Source organism: Hydrogenophaga sp. GW823-FHT04C09 (assembly GCF_058796355.1).
This window is the reverse complement of sequence record NZ_JBXAIO010000006.1, coordinates 246,543-263,673: the sequence shown is the minus strand read 5'-3', so window position 1 is coordinate 263,673 and position 17,131 is coordinate 246,543. Positions and strand designations below refer to the sequence as shown.

General features: G+C 69.3%; 9 protein-coding genes. 2 read left to right on the top strand and 7 right to left on the bottom strand.

Features of this window, described 5'->3' with window-relative positions:
• Nucleotides 1-247: 247 nt before the first annotated feature.
• From AC1Q9M_RS18265 to def, 4 genes are all read right to left on the bottom strand, one after another.
• On the bottom strand, nucleotides 248-3,412 hold the full coding sequence (locus AC1Q9M_RS18265) for an efflux RND transporter permease subunit (protein WP_382324949.1): 3,165 nt from the start codon (nucleotides 3,410-3,412) through the stop codon (nucleotides 248-250).
• A gap of 10 nt (nucleotides 3,413-3,422) precedes the next feature.
• A complete protein-coding gene (locus AC1Q9M_RS18260) occupies nucleotides 3,423-4,544 on the bottom strand; it encodes an efflux RND transporter periplasmic adaptor subunit (RefSeq protein ID WP_382326629.1) in 1,122 nt (373 codons plus the stop codon).
• A complete protein-coding gene (locus AC1Q9M_RS18255; RefSeq protein WP_382326627.1) occupies nucleotides 4,541-5,971 on the bottom strand; it encodes an efflux transporter outer membrane subunit in 1,431 nt (476 codons plus the stop codon). Before AC1Q9M_RS18255 ends, AC1Q9M_RS18260 begins: the two co-directional genes overlap by 4 nt.
• Before the next feature lie 121 nt (nucleotides 5,972-6,092).
• Nucleotides 6,093-6,632 (bottom strand): peptide deformylase, encoded by a 540-nt coding sequence (gene def, locus AC1Q9M_RS18250; RefSeq protein WP_382324951.1) that lies wholly within the window; start codon nucleotides 6,630-6,632, stop codon nucleotides 6,093-6,095.
• 459 nt (nucleotides 6,633-7,091) lie between these two features.
• Here def and AC1Q9M_RS18245 point away from each other — a divergent pair, with 459 nt between their 5' ends.
• On the top strand, nucleotides 7,092-8,555 hold the full coding sequence (locus AC1Q9M_RS18245; protein ID WP_492434955.1) for a collagen-like triple helix repeat-containing protein: 1,464 nt from the start codon (nucleotides 7,092-7,094) through the stop codon (nucleotides 8,553-8,555).
• Nucleotides 8,556-8,575: 20 nt separating this feature from the next.
• Nucleotides 8,576-10,273: a ShlB/FhaC/HecB family hemolysin secretion/activation protein gene (locus AC1Q9M_RS18240; protein WP_492434953.1), complete on the top strand. Its 1,698-nt coding sequence runs from the start codon at nucleotides 8,576-8,578 to the stop codon at nucleotides 10,271-10,273.
• 4 nt (nucleotides 10,274-10,277) lie between these two features.
• Here the strand turns inward: AC1Q9M_RS18240 and ligA are convergent, their stop codons facing one another.
• Genes ligA through smc form a run of 3 tightly spaced genes read right to left on the bottom strand, consistent with a single transcriptional unit; the run spans nucleotide 10,278 to nucleotide 17,020 of the window.
• Entirely contained in the window at nucleotides 10,278-12,350 is a 2,073-nt protein-coding gene (gene ligA, locus AC1Q9M_RS18235) for an NAD-dependent DNA ligase LigA (protein WP_382324957.1), read from the bottom strand.
• A complete protein-coding gene (locus AC1Q9M_RS18230) occupies nucleotides 12,351-13,487 on the bottom strand; it encodes a cell division protein ZipA C-terminal FtsZ-binding domain-containing protein (protein WP_492434950.1) in 1,137 nt (378 codons plus the stop codon).
• Nucleotides 13,488-13,501: 14 nt separating this feature from the next.
• Nucleotides 13,502-17,020 (bottom strand): chromosome segregation protein SMC, encoded by a 3,519-nt coding sequence (gene smc / locus AC1Q9M_RS18225; protein WP_492434948.1) that lies wholly within the window; start codon nucleotides 17,018-17,020, stop codon nucleotides 13,502-13,504.
• Nucleotides 17,021-17,131 lie beyond the last annotated feature (111 nt).

Here is a 17,131-nt window from a genome sequence, read left to right as displayed (position 1 = left end):
CCCTGCTCCGCGGGTGTCCCCCGGCGGCTGGTGCCGCCTCCTCCTTTACCCCGCTGCGCAGAACACCCACCCTCGCGGGCTTGGAAGTGCTCTTGGCACACCACCGACCATGGGCCAACCCGTCGGCAGGATCAGGGGGACGGCGGTGCGTTCAGCGCAGCGAAGTAAAGGAGGAGAGGCGGCGAAGCCGACTCGGGGGACATTCGCGGAGCTGAGCGCACCGCCGTCCCCCTGATCCCCCAACGGACTAGGCGCGAAGGGTCCCCGTCTCCACAGGGTCATGCCCATCGGCCGCCGGCTTGCGCCGGAACAAGCCGGCGAACCACAGCGACACATCGTCCACGATGGTGAACACCGCCGGAATCACCAACAGGCTCAGGAAGGTCGAGGTGATCAGGCCGCCGATCACCGCCACCGCCATCGGTGAACGGAAGCTGCCATCGGCCGCGCCCCAGCCAATCGCGATCGGCAACATGCCCGCGCCCATGGCAATGGTCGTCATCACGATCGGCCGGGCCCGCTTGTGGCAGGCGTCCAGGATCGCGTCGAGCCGGCTCAACCCGTGCTCGCGCCGCGCCTCGATCGCGTACTCCACCAGCAGGATCGAGTTCTTCGTCGCCACCCCCATCAGCATGATCAGACCGATCAGCGAAGGCATGGAAAAACTCTTGTTCGCCAGCAGAAGCGCCACAAAAGCCCCACCCAGCGACAACGGCAGCGCCGCCAGGATGGTCACCGGGTGCAGGAACGCCTTGAACAGCAGCACCAGCACGATGTAGATGCACAACACGCCGGTCAGCATCGCCAGGCCGAAGCTGGCGAACAGCTCGCCCTGCACTTCCGCGTCGCCGATCTCCAGCACCGACACGCCCGGTGGCAGGTTGCGCAGGCTGGGCAGCTTTTCCACCGCCATCTTCATGTCGCCCAGCGCGATGCCCGCGAGCTCCACCTCGAAGTTGATGTTGCGCGCGCGGTCGTAGCGGTCGATCACCGCCGGCCCGCCGCCGAAGTCGAGCTGGGCCACCTGCCCCAGCATCACCGGGCCCTTGCTGCCGGGCACCGCGAGGCGGTTGAGCACCTCGAGGTCGTGCCGCGCGCCCACGTCCAGCTTGACCACGATGGGGATCTGCCGCTCGGGCAGGTTCATCTTGGGCAAGGCGTTGTCGTAGTCGCCCACGGTGGCGATGCGCAGCGTTTCGGCGATGGCCGAGCTCGTGACGCCGAGTTCGGCGGCGCGCGCGAGGTCGGGCGTGACGATGATTTCCGTGCGCACCAGCGCGGCCGTGGACTGGATGCTGCCCACCCCCTGGATGGTGCGCAGGTCGCGCTCGATGGCGCGCGCCGCGGTGCTCAGCGCATGGGCATCGCTGCCGGTGAGCGTGAGGATGTATTTCTCGCCCGAGCCGCCCAGGCCCACCTTGCTGCGCACGCCCGGCAGGTTCGACATCGCCTCGCGCAGCTGGTTTTCAATGCCCTGCTTGCGCGGCCGTTCGCCGCGCGGGTCGAGCTGGATGGTCAGCGCGGCCTTGCGCGACTCGGCCGCGCCCTGCGGCGCGAACGGGTCGGTGCCGGCCGTGCCCGAGCCGATGGTGGTGTAGACCGAGCGCACGTGCGGCACCGCCGCCACCAGCACCCGCGCGCGCTCGGCCGTGGCGATGGTCTGTTCCAGCGTCGCGCCGGGAGACAGCTCCAGGAACACCTGGGTCTGCGAGTTGTCGTCGGGCGGGATGAAGCCCTGCGGCAGCAGCGGGATCAGCAGCAGCGAGCCGACGAAGAACAGGCCCGCGCCGATGCTGGTGATCCAGCGGTGGCGGATGCACCAGCGCGCCCAGTTCTGGTAGGTGTTGAGCCAGCCGGGCTCCTCCTGGTTGTTGACCCAGCGCCAGGCCGCGGCGGTGACGGGGTTGGACGCCGCCCAGCGCGGCATCTCCCGGGACACGAAGGGCTTGAGGATGTAGGCCGCCATCATCGGCGTGAGCGCGCGCGCCACCACCAGCGAGGCGAACACCGCGAGCGCGGCGGTCCAGCCGAACTGCTTGAAGAACTTGCCCGGAATGCCCGCCATGAAGGCCGTGGGCAGGAACACCGCGATCAGGGTGAAGGTGGTGGCGATCACCGCCAGGCCGATCTCGTCGGCCGCCTCCATCGCGGCCTGGTACGGTGACTTGCCCATGCGCATGTGGCGCACGATGTTCTCCACCTCCACGATGGCGTCGTCCACCAGAATGCCGATCACCAGCGAGAGCGCCAGCAGCGTCACCACGTTGATGGTGAAGCCCATGTAGTACATGCCGATGAAGGCCGGGATGGCCGACAGCGGCAGGGCCACGGCCGAGACGATGGTGGCGCGGATGTCGCGCAGGAAGAGCCACACCACCAGCACGGCGAGCAAGGCGCCCTCGTAGAGCAGCGTCATGGAGGCGTCGAACTCTTCTTTCACCGGCGTCACGAAGTCGAACGATTCGGTGATCTTCAGGTCGGGCCGCGCCGTCTGCAGGTCCTTGAGGCGCGCGCGCACCCCGTCGCCCACCTCGATCTCGCTCGCGCCCCGGCTGCGCGCGACCTCGAAGCCCACCACCGGCTTGCCGTCCAGGAAGGCGGCGGCGGTCGGTTCGGCCACGGTGTCGCGCACCTCGGCGATCTGGTCCAGGCGGATGCGGCGGCCATCGCTGAGCGCGATTTCCATCTTCGACAGCGCCTCGGCCGAGGCCAGTTGCGACAAGGTGCGCAGCGGCTGCTGGCTGCCGCCCAAATCCACCCGGCCGCCCGCGCTCTCGATCTGCACGCGCGCCAGCTGGCGCGACACGTCGGTGGCGGTGGTGCCCAGCGACTGCAGCTTGAGCGGGTCGAGCAGCACCTGCACCTCGCGGTCCACGCCACCGACGCGGCTGACAGCGCCCACGCCGGTCACCGACAGCAGCTGCTTGGACACGTCGTTGTCAACGAACCAGGACAGGGCCTCGGCGTCCATCTTGTCGGAGGACACCGTGTAGGCCAGCACCGCGCCGCCGGCCAGCTCCACCTTGTTGACGATGGGATCGCGCAGGTCGGTGGGCAGCTCGCTGCGCACCTTGGCCACCGCCGAGCGCACGTCGTCCAGCGCTTCCTGGGTGTTCTTCTCGATGCGGAACTCGACCGTGAGCGAGACCGTGCCGTCCTGCACCTTGGTGTAGATGTGCTTGAGGCCCTGCAGCGAGGCCAGGCTGTTTTCGATGATGCGGGCGACGTCGTTTTCGAGCTGGTTGGGCGAGGCGCCCGGCAGCGCCGCCACCACGGTGATGGTGGGCAGGTCCAGGTCGGGGAAGTTCTGCACCTTCATCTGCTTGAAGGAGAACAGGCCCGCCAGCGTGAGCATGACGAACAGCATCGCCGCCGGGATGGGGTTCTTGATGGACCAGGCGGAGACGTTCATGGCCGCGCCCTCACTGAACGACCTTGACCAGGTCGGCTTCGTTCAGGAAGCCCGCACCCTGCACCGCCACCGCCTCGTCCGCCTTGAGGCCTTCGAGCACCTCGACGCGCTCCTCCACCCGCCGCCCGGTCTGCACCTTGCGCTGGTTGGCCTTGCTCTGCGCGTCGACCACGAACACGTAGTTGCTGCCGTCGCGCACCACGATGGCCTGGCTGGGCACGGTGAGCGCCTCGCTCTGCCCGAGGTCGAAGCTGCCCTTGGCGAAGGTGCCGGCCTTGAGTTCGGCGTGGCGCGGCAGGTCCACGAAGACCAGGATGTTGCGCGTCTGCGGGTCGGCGCTGGGCGCGATGGCGCGCACCTGGCCGTTGATCTCCAGGCCGGTGGCCCCCGTGACCTGCACCTTCTGGCCGACGCGGATGCGGCCCACCTCGTTGGGCGTGACCTCGCCGCGCCATTCCATGCGGCTCTGGCGCACCATGCGGAACAGCTCCTGACCGGCGCCCACCACCGCGCCTACGGTGGCGGTGCGCGCGGAGATCACGCCGTCGTCGGGCGCGAGCACGCGCGTGTTGCCCAGTCGCACCTCGGTCGCGCCGAAGGCGGCCTTGGCGGCCTCGAACTGCGCGCGGGCCACCCGTTCCTGCGTGAGGTACTGCGCCACCTGCGATTTCGACAGCGCACCGGTGTCCTGGATCGAGCGCGCGCGGTCGGCGTCGGCCTTGGCGTTCTCGAAGCTGGCCTCGGCCTGCGCCAGGCTGGCCTGGCTCTGCAGGCTGTCGGCCTTGGTGGTTTCGTTGGCGAACACGGCCAGCACCTGGCCCTTGCGCACCACGTCGCCCACGTTCACGTTCACCGAGGCCAGGCGCAGGCCGTTGACCTCGGCACCCACGCTGGCTTCCTGCCAGGCCGTGATGTTGCCGTTGGCCTGCAGGCGGATCGGCAGGTTGCCGCGCGTGGGCTTGGCCACGGTGACGGTGAGCGAGGGCCTTGGTGCGGCTTCGGCGGCGGGCGTGGGCGCGTCGGCGTTGCCCGGCTTCTTGATGAAGACCCAGAACACGCCCAGAAGGACGACGGCCAGGGCGATGGCCAGCCAGAGCCAGCGTTTGCGCGATTGCGGAGGAACGGCGTTCATGATGGGTCTTTGAGAGCGTCGGGGTTGTTCACGGGGTCGAAGCCGCCACCGAGGGCGACGTACAACTGGATCCAGGCGTTGATGCGTTCCTGCTGCAGGGCCACGGCGCTGCTGTCGGCCGCGAGCTTGAGGCGGCGCGCCTCTTCCAGCTCGTTCAGGCTGGCCAGGCCCACGCGGTAGCGCGCCTCGGTGGCCTGGAAGGACTGGCCGTAGCCGGCCACGGCGGTGTCGGTGGAGGCCACGCGCTCGCGCAGGCTGGAGATGCTCACCAGCGCCTGCTCCACCTCGGCCACGGCCTGGCGCAAGGTGCCGGCGTAGGCGATGGCGGCGGCTTCGTAGCGCGCCTGGGCGCTGTCGGTGTTGGCGCGCAGGGCATCGCGCCCGAGCAGCGGCATGCTCAGCGTGAGCGGGCCGACCGACCAGGTGTTGAAGGTGCCCTCGGTGCCGCCGCCCGAAAAGCGGTTGCGCAGCAGGCTGCCCGAGAGCGACAGGCTGGGCAGCAAGGCGGCGCGGGCCACGCCCACATCTTCGCTCGCCGCCACGAGGTCGCGCTGGGCGCGGTACACGTCGGGGCGCTGGCGGATCACCTCGGCCGGCACGGCGTTCACCGACAGCAACTGGTCCATGCGCGGGGATTGCAGCAGTGCCTGCAGGTCGGGCGCGGCGGTCAGCCGCTGCCGCACGTCGGGCTCGGGCACGCCGGTGAGCGCGGTGAGCGACTTCACCTGGCGCTCGCAGACTTCGTCCTGTTGCCGGAAGCGCGCGGAGCCCTCGGCACCGCTGGCGCGCGCCAGCGCGGCCACGGCCGGCGCCGTGAGGCCGGCGCGTTCGGAGACCGCGTTGTTCTCGGCTGTCACGGCGCGCGAGTCGCGGTCGCGCGCGGCCACCGCCAGTTGCTCGCGGCACAGGCGCTGGGCGAAGTACAGCTGCGCGAGTTCCGAGGCCACCAGCACGCGGGCCTGGTGCCAGCCGGCGCCGGCCGCTTCCTGTTGCGCCTCGGCGCTGCCCCGGCGGGCCTCGTTGCCGCCCCACAGGTCGATCGCCCATGAGGCCTGCAGGCCGGCATTCAACGAGGTGCCCAGCGGCTGGGTCGGATCGGTGCGGCCGCGGCTGGCGTTGGCCACCGCGTTGAGCTGCGGGCCGGTCTCGGCCTCCACACCCAGGCGTGCCGCGCGGGCGGCGAACACCTGTGCGCGTGCCGATGCGGCGGAAGGGCTTTGGGCCTGCGCGCGCGCCACCCAGTCGGTCAGCACCGGGTCATCGAACCGGCTCCACCAGGCGGTGAGCTGTTCGGTGCTGCCCTGGTGTGCCAGCGGCGGTGCGTACCAGGTGGACGGCAAGTCCACCGGCACAGTGGCGGGCGGCTTGGTCACGCTGCAGGCGCTCAGTACGGCCGCGCTGGCCGCCACGACAAGCATTCGCTTCATGGAAAGGGAGTCCCTGTTCGGTTGTTATGCCGGGGACTGACTCTAGTCGATTTCGCTGACTGGATATTTCAATACGTTTCAACTGCGGCGCGGTTTGTAACAGCCGTTTGGAGGCGGTTTTTCAGTCGTCTTCGGCGGCCGCCAGACCGGGGAACAGCACCTCGGTGAAGCCGAAGCGGCGGAAGTCGCGCACCCGCATCGGGTACAGCGTGCCCCAGAGGTGGTCGCATTCGTGCTGCACCACGCGGGCGTGAAAGCCTTCGGCTTCGCGGTCGATCGAACGGCCCTGCACGTCAAAGCCCTGGTAGCGGATGCGCCGCCAGCGCGGCACCACGCCACGCATGCCCGGCACCGACAGGCAACCTTCCCAGTCTTCCTCCTCTTCGTCCCCCAGCGGCGTGATCACGGGGTTGATCAGCACCGTGCGCGGCACCGGCGGCGCATCGGGGTAGCGGGGGTTGGGCAGGCCGCTGCCGAACAGCGCCACCTGCAGATCAACCCCGATCTGCGGCGCGGCCAGGCCGGCGCCGTGGGCCGCGGCCATGGTGTCCTGCAGGTCGACCACGAGCTGGTGCAGCTCGGGGGTGTCGAACGAGGTGACGGGCTGGGCGTGCCGCAGCAGGCGCGGATCCCCCATTTTGAGGATGGTCTGGATGCTCATGTCGCTCCGATGTGGAATTGGAAGTGGGAATGGGTGATGCCGCTGCCGTGTCAAAAGTCGCGGGACATTGGGATTTCTGCCGCTCGTTCAAATTTGACCAATTGGAAAATCATTCTATGGAAATTGAAATGAAAGACAGATTGCCCTGTTGAATAAAGTTTGCATTTCCCGTTGCAATACAGCTTTCCCTTCGTCAAAGGGCCCCATGCCGTCCGGATGCAGCGAGATTGAGCCGCTCTTTCTGAGCAAGTAAACCCTGCTGCGAATTGCAACAACAGTCTCTAGACTGGTCGCGGGAGTCAGCCATTTCGCACCGGATGTCCGCACCGGGAATTAATTCCGAGGCAAGGTGAAACAAATTAATGTTGTTTCCCGACCCGTCGATGAATTGCTGGCAACCGCCCCCGGAATTGGCCGGGGGTGTCTGCACTTGCTTTATTTTTTACCAGGAGGATATCCATGAAAAGGATTATCGATCGTTCCCACGGCCCGGCTCGGGCCGGCTTGACCGTGCTCGCTGCGGCCCTGCTGGTCCTTGGCGGGTGCTCTGGCACGGGTTCACTCAACACCGCCGGCGACGGCGCGGCCGTTTCCTCGGGCGGAGGCTCGGGTGGTGGTGGTGGTGGCGGCAATGGCGGTGGGGGAAGCGGTGGTGGCACCAGCAGCTCCCCGCTGGCCGCGGTCGTGCGCGAGCAAGGCAACACGGTCACCGACCTGGGCCAGGCCGTCTCCGGCCTGGGCGGCACGGTGTCCAACGTGGTCAAACCCCTGGTGGGCGGTGCCTCGGCGCAAGGCGTGGATGGCGTGGTCGGCCACACCGGCGGCGTGGTCAGCGCCTTGGGTTCGGCGGTGGCCAACGGCGTCGGCCAGATCGGCAAGGTCGACAACCCCCTGGGCGTCACCGCGGCCGGCCTGGGCGGCGCGGTGGATCAGGCGGGCAACGCGGTGTCCAGCGCGGGTGACGTCGTCACCGGCCTGGGCCAGAACCCGGCCACTTCGGCCCTGCGTCCGGTGACCAACGTCGCGGGCCAGGCCGTGGATCAGGCCGGCCAGGTGGTCAGCCGCGTGGGGCAGGGTCTGGAAACGCAGTTGGGCACGGGCCCGGCCAACCAGTTGCTGGGCGGCGCCAGCAAGGTGGTGGAGACGGTGGTGAACACCGGCGTGGGCGCCACGCAGACCGTGGGCAAGGCCACGGGCCTGGGTCCCGTGGTGGACCGCGTCATCGACCCCGTTTCAGCGGCCGTGGGCCAGGCGGGCGGGAAGCTCGCAGGCAGCAACACGCCGCTCACCCGGGATGTGGGCGAGGTCCTCGGCAACACCTCGCGCACGCTCGGCCACACGGGTGACCTGGTGAGCGGGCCCGCCAACGGCGGCGCCGTCAGCCCGGTCGAACAGGTGGGCCGCGCGATCAACACCGCGATCGTGCCCATCACCACCGGTGTGACGCAAGTGGCGACCCGGGTGAACGATGCCACCGGCGTCGGCACACCCGTCGGCAACCTGCTGGTGACCACCGGCGGCGCGGTGCAACAGCTGGGTGTGGGTGTGCAGGGCAACGGCAGCCAACCCGTGGTCAACAGCCTGGGTGAGGTGGTCAACCAGACCGGCGGCCTGGTCGCCCACATCGGCGGCGCCGTGGGCGGCACCACGGGCGGTGGCGGCGGCGCGGGGGGCGTGCTGGCACCCGTCGTCGGTGCCGTGAGCGGCCTGACCGGCGGCGCCGTCGGCGGCGGCAGCACGGGCGGTGCGGTCAACGTGCTCGCGCCCGTGGTCAACACCGTCGGCGCGCTGACCGGAGGCATCACCGCCACCGTGGGTGGCGGCGCCGCTGCCGGCGGTGGAACCACCACCCCGCTGACGACCACCCTGACCAACACCCTCGGTGGCATCACCGGTGGCCTGACCGGCGCGCTGCGCCGCTGACGCACGGAGGGCGGGAGCACATGCCAAGCCAGTTCACGCGACCACTGCTGCTGGCGGGGGCCGCCTGGTGGGTGGCCACGGGTGCGGGGGCGCAAGCCCTCGCCCCGGTCGGCAGCCCGCTGGACACCCTGCCCCGCCCCGCGCTGCCCACGCAGCCGGGCGCGGATGTGCGGGTGGACGTGGATGTGCAGGCCCCCGCCCCACCAGGCGCCGAGGTGTTGAACGCGCGGCTCACACCGCGCAAGTTCGACATCGAGGGCGTGCAGTCGATTCCCTTCGAGACGGTGGCCGCGCTGTTCGCGCCGCTGGCCGGGCAGTCGGTCACGGTGGGCGACATCGTGGCGCGCGCCCAGCAGGCGACCACGCTGTACCAGCAGCGCGGCTACGCGCTCTCGTTCTTCTTCGTGCCCAAGCAGGACTTCCAGCACGGCGTGGTGCGCGTGGTGGCCGTGGAAGGCCATGTGCAGACGGTGCGCATCGAAGGCCACCCCGGCAAGGCCGAGGCCCCGTTGCGCGAGATCGCCGAGCACATCCGCCATGAGAAGCCGCTGCGCACGGCCACTTTCGAACACTTCACCGCCCTGCTCGGCCGCCTGCCGGGCATGGGCATCCAGGCGCAGGTGCAACTGCCCACGAGCACCGACGGGGCCAGCACACTGGTCATCCAGGCGAACCAGAAGCCCTATGACGTCGCCGTGGGCCTGGAGACGCGCAAGCCGAATCCGCGCGCCGTGGTCACCGGCGTGCTGAACGATCCCCTCGTGGCCGGCAGCCAGCTCGGTGTCTCCACCCTGTTGTCCACGGCGGACAACGACCGGTACAACGCCCTGCACTACGAGCAAGTCCTCGGCAGCCGGGGATGGTCGGTCAGAGGGTCGCTTTCGCATTACCGGGGCGATCCCGACGAGCAACTCGGGGTGAGCAACCCGCTGCAGCGAAGAACCGAGGTCGAGCGGGCCGAACTCACGGCCAGCCTGCCGTTGAAACTGTCACGGGAAACCAGCTGGGTGGCCAGCACCGGGCTGTACGGCGTGAACACGCGCGACAGCCTCGCCAACCCCGCCAACGGCGCACAGCTGACCGACGACACCCAGGTGCGCGCCGTGTTCGGCCAGTTGAGCTACACCGCGCAGAAGCCCAACGACAGCGTGCAGCTCAACCTGCGGCTGACCCATGGCCTCTCGGGCCTCGGCGCCGACGCGGGCATCACCAGCAACGTGCCCGGGCTCTCAGGCCCCAGCGCGGTGAAGCTGGACTTCGCGCGCCTGCAGGCCGAGGCCAGCCACCAGCACCGCTTCGCCAACCGCTTCGGCACCGCGGTGTCCTTCGCCATGCAATACAGCCCGCACAACCTGCCCAGCAGCGAGAAGCTGTCCTTCGGCGGCAACCGTTTCGCGCGCGGCTACGGCGCCGGTGAAGCGGTGGGCGACTCGGGTTGGGGTCTGGGCCTGGAGCTCAACCGCGTGTTCGCGGTCGATGGCACCTGGTTGCGGCAGTGGCAACCCTACGTGCTGCTGGAGGCCGCCCGTGTGTACGCCCGCCTGGCCACGCCGGCACCTGCGCAGCTGAGTTCGGTCAGCCTGGGCCTGAGGCTGACCAACCACCGGCAGTACAACCTCGATCTGGCCGTGTCGAAGCCGACCGGGGACATGCCGCTGGAGAACACGCAGCGCCACTGGCGCGCGAACCTCACGCTGAGCTACCGGCTGGGCGAGTGAAGCGTCAGGCCTCGGTGCCCAGCATCGCCAGCATGGCCGCTTCGTCGATCACCGCCACGCCCAGCGTCTGCGCTTTCTCCAGCTTGCTGCCGGCTTCGGTGCCGGCCACCACGTAGTCGGTCTTCTTGCTCACCGAGCCGGCCACCTTGGCGCCCGCGGCTTCGAGCAGGTCCTTGGCCTGGTCTCGGCTGAGCGTGGGGAAGGTGCCGGTGAGCACGAAGGTCTTGCCGGCCAGGGGTTGCGGCGCGCGCGCGGCGGGCTCGCCCTCTTCCCAGCTCAGGCCGCAGGCGCGCAGCTGCTCCACCACTTCGCGGTTGTGCGGCTGTTCGAAGAAGGTGTGGATGCTCTGCGCCACCACCGGGCCCACGTCGTTGACCTCCGAGAGGGCTTCGACGCTGGCGTCCATGATGCGGTCGAGCTGGCCGAAGTGGCGCGCCAGTTCCTTGGCCGTGGCCTCGCCCACGTGGCGGATGCCCAGGCCGAAGAGGAAACGCGGCAGCGTGGTGCGCTTGGATTTCTCGAGCGCGGCCACGATGTTGTTGGCGGACTTCTCGGCCATGCGGTCCAGCCCGGCCAGGGCGGTGAAACCGAGTTTGTAGAGATCGGGCAGCGTCTTGATCAGGCCACTGTCGACCAGTTGCTCCACCAGCTTGTCGCCCAGGCCCTCGATCTCGACGGCCCGGCGGTGCGCGAAGTGCAGGATGGCCTCTTTGCGCTGCGCGGCACAGAACAGGCCCCCGGTGCAGCGGTGGTCGGCCTCGCCCTCTTCCCGCACCGCGTCGCTGCCGCACACCGGGCATTGGGCGGGCATGGTGAACGGCGGAGGATCGCCGACGCGCTTGTCGGTCAGCACCGAGACGACCTCGGGAATCACATCGCCCGCGCGGCGCACGATCACCGTGTCGCCCACGCGCACGTCCTTGCGGCGCGCCTCCATCTCGTTGTGCAAGGTGGCGTTCGTCACCGTGACACCACCCACGAACACGGGTGCCAGCTTGGCCACCGGCGTGAGCTTGCCGGTGCGGCCGACCTGCACGTCGATGGCCTGGACGGTGGTCAATTGTTCTTGCGCCGGGTACTTGTGCGCCACGGCCCAGCGCGGCTCGCGCGTGACAAAGCCCATCTGCTTCTGCCGCGCCAGGGAATCGACCTTGTAGACCACGCCGTCGATGTCGAACGGCAGCGTGTCGCGCAGTTCGCCGATGCGGCGGTGAAAGGCCACGAGCTCATCGGCACCGCGGCAGCGCGTGGTCTGTTCGGCGACCGGGAACCCCCAGGCCTTCAGGCGCATGAGCCAGTCGTACTGCGTCGCAGGCGGCTCGGCATCGCCCAGCACCTCGCCCCAGGAATAGGCGAAGAAGCTCAGGGGACGGTCGCGCGTGATCTTCGAGTCGAGTTGCCGCACGGCCCCGGCGGCGGCGTTGCGCGGATTGACGAAGGTCTTCTCGCCCTTCGCGCCACTGGCGATCTTCTCGCGCTGGCGTTCGTTGAGCCGCTCGAACTGGTCGCGGCGCATGTACACCTCGCCACGCACCTCGAGCACCTCCGGCACGCCCTCGGGCAGGCGCAGCGGGATCTGCCCGATGGTGCGCACGTTGTGGGTCACGTCCTCGCCGGTCTCGCCGTCACCGCGCGTGGCGGCCCGCACCAGCACGCCCTGCTCGTAGCGCAGGCTCATGGCCAGCCCGTCGAACTTCAGTTCGGCCAGGTAGTCGACGGGTGGATCGGTTTCGCTCAGCTTGAGCTCGCGCCGCACGCGCGCGTCGAAGGCCACCGCGCCCGTGGCTTCGGTGTCGGTCTCGGTGCGGATACTGAGCATCGGCACCGCGTGGCGCACGGGCACCAGTTCCTTCAGGATCGCACCGCCCACGCGCTGGGTCGGCGAGTCGGGCATGAGCAGTTCGGGGTGCGCGGCCTCGATGGCCTGCAGCTCGCGGAACAGCCTGTCGTACTCGGCGTCGGGGATCTCCGGTTCGTCGAGCGTGTAGTAGCGGTGGGCGTGGTGGTGCAGTTGCGCGCGCAATTCGGCGGCGCGCGCGGCCGGCGACGGCGGCTCGGCAAACAGGTCAGCGGTCATTTAGGAGAAGAGTCGGCGCGCCTGCGGGGAACCGGCGGACAGGTCGCGGCTGTCGAGCGCGTCGTACAGGCTTTCGAGGTCGGCACCGATGCGGTCCATGGTGTCGGTGGACAGCGGCTGGCCGCCGTCGTCGGTGACGACGCCTTCCATGGCCTCGGCCAGCGCCGTGGCGGCCTGGCGCATGCGCACAAAGGGTTGTTCGCTGCGCGGCACGTGCGTGACTTCGAGCGAGAGCGCGATCTCGCGCAGGGCGGTCTGTTCGGGGTCTTCGGCCATGGCGGCCTGCGGGTCGAACATGAGGCTGAGGATCGGTGCCTGGCCGCTCTGGCTGCCCGAGAGCACCATGCGCCCGGGCAGGGCCCCCGCGACGAAGCCGAGCTTGGACGCGTGCTGCGCGACATAGCCCGGGCTCCAGGCAGTGCGGCGCGCGCGCAGCGTGAAGCCCAGCTGGGCATCGTGCCCACTGGCGAAGGCATCCAGCTCGCGGGCCCGGGCCACCTCGGCGCGCATGTCGGGGAAATCGGGCGAGGCGCCGACCGCGTCGGCGAAGGCCTGGGCCTTCACCACGAATTCGGAGAACTCGATGTCGTTGAGCGGCCCCGAGCGGTTGGCCAGTTGCACGCCGGCCTGCAGCGCGCGGTAGCGCTGGCCCAGGCGGGGGCTTTCCCATTCACCGGTGGTCTCGCTCTGGCCTTCGACAGCAAACGGTTTGCTGCCCACGCGCCGCGTGCCCGGCAAGGCGGCCAGCAAGGCGTCGCCGGACACCTCGTGCTCCAGCAGCAGGGGCGCGATGACGTCGATCAGCGCGTCCAGGCCCGGTCGCTTGTCGGGCGGCTGGGTCATCAGCGGGTTGAGGCTCACCGCCGCCGCGGCTTGCGCGATCGCCGCCGGGTCGGGCGGCGGGGGCGCGCCCGGCATGTCGCCGAGCACCGGGTCGATGCGCTGGATCTCGTGCTCGGAGAGGTCGGCCGGCGTGTAAGGCAGGGTCTCGTCGCCAGCCACTTCGTCGCGCGGCGCCTCGCTGCGTTCGCGGGCCGTGCGCGGCGCGCTGCGGCTGGTCGTCCAGGCGTTGTAGGCCACCAGGCCCGCCAGTACGAGACCGCCCATGATGGCCAGACCGATTTGCAATGTGCTCATGGTGTGGAGTGTGATCAGGTGGGTTCGAGCATGCCGGCGGCCGATTCCATGTCCACCGCCACGATGCGGGAGACGCCCTGCTCCTGCATGGTCACGCCGATCAACTGCTCGGCCATTTCCATGGCGATCTTGTTGTGGCTGATGAACAGGAACTGGGTTTCCTTGGCCATGGCGGTCACCAGTTTCGCATAGCGTTCGGTGTTGGCGTCGTCCAGCGGCGCGTCCACCTCGTCCAGCAGACAGAACGGCGCGGGGTTGAGCTGGAAGATGGCGAACACCAGCGCGATGGCGGTCAGCGCCTTCTCGCCGCCCGAGAGCAGGTGGATGGTCTGGTTCTTCTTGCCGGGCGGCTGCGCCATCACCTGCACGCCAGCATCGAGGATCTCCTCGCCCGTCATCACCAGCCTGGCGTTGCCGCCACCGAACAGCTCGGGGAACATGCGGCCGAAGTGGCCGTTGACGGTCTCGAAGGTGCTGCCCAGCAGTTCGCGGGTTTCGTTGTCGATCTTCTTGATCGCGTCTTCCAGCGTGTTCATGGCCTCGACCAGGTCGGCCGATTGCGCGTCGAGGAAGGTCTTGCGCTCGCGCGCCGCGGTGAGTTCATCGAGCGCGGCGAGGTTGACCGCGCCAAGCGACTGGATCTCGCGGTGCAGGCGGTCGATCTCGCCCTGCAGGCCGGCGAGTCGCACATTGCCTTCGGTGATGCTCTGCGCCACCGCCGCCAGATCGGCCTGGGCCTCTTCGAGCAACTGGCTGTACTGCTCCACGCCCAGGCGGGCGGCCTGCTCCTTGAGCTGGAAATCGGTGATGCGGTTGCGCAGCGGTTCGAGTTCGCGTTCCAGCTGCAGGCGGCGCTCGTCGCTGGCGCGCAGCTTGGCGGTAAGTTCGTCGTATTGGCTGCGCAGCGCCCCCAGGGCCTGCTCGCGCTCCAGCTTCATGGCCAGGGCGTTCTGCAGACCGGCCTGGGCCGCCGCGTCGTTCAGCCGGGCGAGTTCGTCGCTGGCGCGCTGCTGCTCGTCCGCCAGCGATTTTTCCTGGGTGGCCGCGGTTTCCATGGCGCGCTGCAGCTCGCTCTGGCGCGCCTGCAGACTGCGCAGCGCGAAGACGGCTTCCTGCGCGGTGCGCTCCAGCGAGCGCTGCTGCTCGCGCGCCTGGTTCAGCGCGCGCTCGGCTTCGATCACCTTGTCGTCGAACTGTGCGTGGCGCTCCTGGCTGTCGGCCAGCTGCATGTCCAGCTCTTCGAAGCGGGCCTCGGCCGTCACGCGGCGCTCCTGCAGCTCGTCGAGCTGGGCGTCCACTTCGGCCAGGTCGGCGCCGATCTGCTCGCTGCGCGCGCGGGTCTGTTCGGCCAGCTGTGTCAGGCGCAGGGCTTCCACCTGCAGCTCGTGCGCTCGGCTGCGCGACTCGGCGGCATCGCGGCGCGCGCTCACCAGGCGCTGCGAAGCGTCGGTGTAGGCCGCCTCGGCGCGGATCAGGGCAGAGCGCGCCTGCTCGGCGATCAGCACCTGGGCCTTGAGCTGCTTGTCGATGTTCTCGATTTCCTGCGCCCGCGCCAGCAGGCCGGCCTGCTCGCTGTCGGGCGCGTAGAAGCTCACACTGTGCGCCGTGACGGCGTGGCCGCTGGCGACGAAGATCACCTCGCCGGCCTGCAGCTGCGCGCGCTGGGCGAGCGCTTCTTCCAGGTTGGTGGCCGTGAGGCAGCCGTGCAGCCACTCGGCCAACAGCGCCTGTTGGCCGGCGTCGTTCAGGCGCAGCCATTGCACCAGGGGTTTGAGGCCGGTGGCGCTGCTGCTCGCGGCCGCACCAGGCGGTGGGCTGTAGAAGGCCAGCTTGGCCGGTGGCGCGTCGTTGCCGAAGGCGCGCACCATGTCCAGGCGAGACACCTCCAGCGCACTCAGGCGTTCGCGCAGCGCGGCTTCCAGGGCGTTTTCCCAGCCGGTTTCGATGTGGATGCGGCTCCACAAACCCTGCAGGCTGTCCAGGCCGTGTTTGGCCAGCCAGGGCTTCAACTTGCCGTCGGTCTTGACCTTGTCCTGCAGCGCCTTGAGCGCCTCCATGCGGGCCGACAGGTCGGCCTGCTTCGCGGACTCCTGGTTCACCGCCTGCTGCGCGGCGCGGCGCGCCTCGTCGAGCTGGGGCACGCTGTCCTGCAGCTCGTGCAGCACGGCGTCGTTGAGTTCGGCGGTCTCCTGCGCGCTGGACAGCTGGGTCTGGGCGCTGAGCAGGCGCGCCTCGTCGGGTGCGGCCAGGGCGTTGCGGTCGGCCACCAGGCGCTCGCGGCGCTGGTTGAGCGTGCGGCTCTGTTCTTCGACGTTGCGCTGCTCGGCGGCCAGCACCTGGATCTGCTGCTGCACCTGCGTCACGCTGGCGCGCTGCTCGTTGGCCCGGGTCTGGGCCTGGCGCAGGTGGTCTTCCAGCGCGGGCAAGGCGCCCGACTGTTCCTCGCCCTGCGCGGCCAGCACGACCGACTGGTCCTCGGCCTGCACCATGGACTCGGCGAGCTGCTCCAGCTCCACCGCCGCGTCCTGGCTGCGCGTGGCCCAGGAGCCCATCTGTTCTTTCAGCTGCACCAGGCGCTGTTCGACGCGCTGGCGGCCCTCGACCACGAAGCGGATCTCGGCCTCGAGCTTGCCGACCTCGGCACTGGCCTCGTACAGCTTGCCCTGGGCTTGGTTCACCTGATCACCGGCCGCGTAATGGGCCTGGCGGATGGTTTCGAGCTCGGATTCGATGCGGCGCAGGTCGGCGGTGCGCGATTCGAGGTCGTTGACCGCCTGGGCGGCATCGGTCTTCACCTTGACCTGGTCCGACTCGGCCTCGCTGCGCTTGAGGAACCACAGCTGCTGCTGCTTGAGCGTGGCGCTGGCCTGCAGGTGGTTGTAGCGCGCGGCCACCTCGGCCTGTTTCTCCAGCTTGTCGAGGTTGGCGTTGAGCTCGCGCAGGATGTCTTCCACCCGCGTGAGGTTTTCGCGCGTGTCGGCCAGGCGGTGCGCGGTCTCGCGGCGGCGTTCCTTGTACTTGGAAACCCCGGCGGCTTCCTCCAGGAACAGGCGCAATTCTTCGGGCTTGCTCTCGATGATGCGGCTGATGGTGCCTTGGCCAATGATGGCGTAGGCGCGCGGGCCCAGGCCGGTGCCCAGGAACACGTCCTGCACGTCGCGGCGGCGCACCGGCTGGTTGTTGATGTAGTAGCTGCTGGTGCCGTCGCGCGTGAGCACGCGCTTGACCGCGATCTCGCCGAACTGGCCCCACTGGCCGCCCGCACGGTGGTCGCTGTTGTCGAACACCAGTTCGACGCTGGAACGGCTGGCGGGCTTGCGCGAGGTCGTGCCGTTGAAGATCACGTCCTGCATGGATTCGCCGCGCAGCTCGGAGGCCTTGGACTCGCCCAGCACCCAGCGCACCGCGTCCATGATGTTGGACTTGCCGCAGCCGTTGGGCCCGACCACACCCACGAGCTGGCCCGGGAGCATGAAGTTGGTGGGTTCGGCGAAGGACTTGAAGCCGGAGAGCTTGATCGAGTTGAGACGCACGCTGGGAGGCCCCCTGGCATAGCCAAGTGTTTGATTTCAAAGGCATTTCCCCCATCGCAGGCGCGATGGAGGGGTGGCTGATGATACCGTGCATGCGCCCCGGGGTACGGT

What these genes read in the sequence shown, in the direction of transcription:
- AC1Q9M_RS18265 (WP_382324949.1), bottom strand. Translation starts at nt 3,412, where the DNA reads ATGAACGTCTCCGCCTGGTCCATCAAGAACCCCATCCCGGCGGCGATG.
- AC1Q9M_RS18260 (WP_382326629.1), bottom strand. Translation starts at nt 4,544, where the DNA reads ATGAACGCCGTTCCTCCGCAATCGCGCAAACGCTGGCTCTGGCTGGCC.
- AC1Q9M_RS18255 (WP_382326627.1), bottom strand. Translation starts at nt 5,971, where the DNA reads ATGAAGCGAATGCTTGTCGTGGCGGCCAGCGCGGCCGTACTGAGCGCC.
- def (WP_382324951.1), bottom strand. Translation starts at nt 6,632, where the DNA reads ATGAGCATCCAGACCATCCTCAAAATGGGGGATCCGCGCCTGCTGCGG.
- AC1Q9M_RS18245 (WP_492434955.1), top strand. Translation starts at nt 7,092, where the DNA reads ATGAAAAGGATTATCGATCGTTCCCACGGCCCGGCTCGGGCCGGCTTG.
- AC1Q9M_RS18240 (WP_492434953.1), top strand. Translation starts at nt 8,576, where the DNA reads ATGCCAAGCCAGTTCACGCGACCACTGCTGCTGGCGGGGGCCGCCTGG.
- ligA (WP_382324957.1), bottom strand. Translation starts at nt 12,350, where the DNA reads ATGACCGCTGACCTGTTTGCCGAGCCGCCGTCGCCGGCCGCGCGCGCC.
- AC1Q9M_RS18230 (WP_492434950.1), bottom strand. Translation starts at nt 13,487, where the DNA reads ATGAGCACATTGCAAATCGGTCTGGCCATCATGGGCGGTCTCGTACTG.